General features: G+C 70.3%; 1 protein-coding gene. It reads right to left on the bottom strand.

Translation table 11 applies throughout. The features are described 5' to 3' along the window. A partial coding sequence (gene scpA / locus ABFS34_16745; protein MEN8377074.1) for a methylmalonyl-CoA mutase occupies positions 1–1630 on the bottom strand: 1630 nt, incomplete at both ends.

Raw genomic sequence — 1630 nt, forward strand, 5'->3', positions numbered from 1 at the left:
GCCGATCACGTGCACGTCGGCGTCGAGCGCCTGCTGCGCGGCCTCCTCCGGCGTCTGGAAGAGCGGCCCCACGTCGACGTCGAAGCCCAGGTCCGCGAAGGCGGTCGCGATCACCTTCATGCCGCGGTCGTGGCCGTCCTGGCCGAGCTTCACGACCAGCATGCGCGGTCGGCGCCCCTCCTGCTTCGCGAAGGCCTCGACCTCGCGCTGGGCCGCCTCGAACTCGTCGTCGCCCCGGTAGGTCCCGCCGTAGACGCCGGAGACCGAGCGCACCTCGGCGCGGTGCCGCGTGTAGACCTTCTCGAGCGCCTCCGAGATCTCGCCGAGCGTCGCCCGCGCGCGCGCGGCCTCGACCGCGCACTCGAGCAGGTTGCCCTCCCCGGTCTCCGCGAGCCGCCCGAGCTCGGCGAGCGCCTTCTCCACGGCGCCCGCGTCCCGGCCCTCGCGGATGGCCTCGAGACGCCGCACCTGGGCCTCGCGGACCGCGGTGTTGTCGATGTCCCGGACGTCGAGCGGCGTCTCCTCGTCGAGCGCGTACTTGTTCACGCCGACGATCACGTCGGCGCCGCTGTCGACGCGCGCCTGGCGCCGCGCGGCCGCCTCCTCGACGCGGAGCTTCGGCATGCCGGCCGAGATCGCCTTCGTCATGCCGCCCAGTTCCTCGACCTCGTCGATCAGGGCCTCGGCGGCCTGGGTGACGCTCTCGGTCAGGCTCTCCATGAAGTACGAGCCGCCCCAGGGGTCGACGACCGCCGGAATGCCCGACTCCTCCTGGAGGATCAGCTGCGTGTTCCGCGCCACCCGCGCCGCCGCGTCCGTCGGCAGGCTCACGGCCTCGTCGTAGCCGTTCGTGTGGAGCGACTGGGTGCCCCCGAACACCGCCGCCATCGCCTCGATGGTCGTGCGGACCACGTTGTTCATCGGGTCCTGCTCGGTGAGGCTCGCCCCCGACGTCTGGCAGTGCGTCCGCAGCATCAGCGAGCCCGGCTTCTTCGGGGCGAACTCGGCGGTCATGCGCTCGCACCAGATGCGGCGGGCGGCGCGCATCTTCGCGATCTCGAGGTAGAAGTTCATCCCGATACACCAGAAGAACGAGAGGCGCCCGGCGAAGGCGTCGACGTCGAGCCCCTTCGAGCGCGCGGCCCGGACGTACTCCAGGCCGTCGGCGATGGTGAAGGCGAGCTCCTGCACCGTCGTCGCGCCCGCCTCCTGCATGTGATAGCCGGAGATCGAGATCGAGTTGAACTTCGGCATCTGCTTTGCCGTGTACTCGATGATGTCGGCCACGATCCGCATGCTGGGCTCGGGCGGATAGATGTACGTGTTCCGGACCATGAACTCCTTCAGGATGTCGTTCTGGATGGTCCCGGCGAGCTTCTCCCGCGGCACGCCCTGCTCTTCGCCGGCGACGATGAAGCAGGCCATCACGGGCAGCACGGCGCCGTTCATGGTCATCGAGACGGTCACCTGATCGAGCGGGATGCCCTCGAACAGGGTCTTCATGTCCTCCACGGAGTCGATCGCGACGCCGGCCTTGCCCACGTCGCCCGTCACGCGCGGGTGGTCCGAGTCGTAGCCGCGGTGGGTGGCGAGATCGAAGGCGACCGAGAGGCCCTGCTGGCCGGCGGCG

The sequence above is a fragment of the Gemmatimonadota bacterium genome (assembly GCA_039715185.1).
Taxonomy (GTDB): Bacteria; Gemmatimonadota; Gemmatimonadetes; order Longimicrobiales; family RSA9; genus DATHRK01.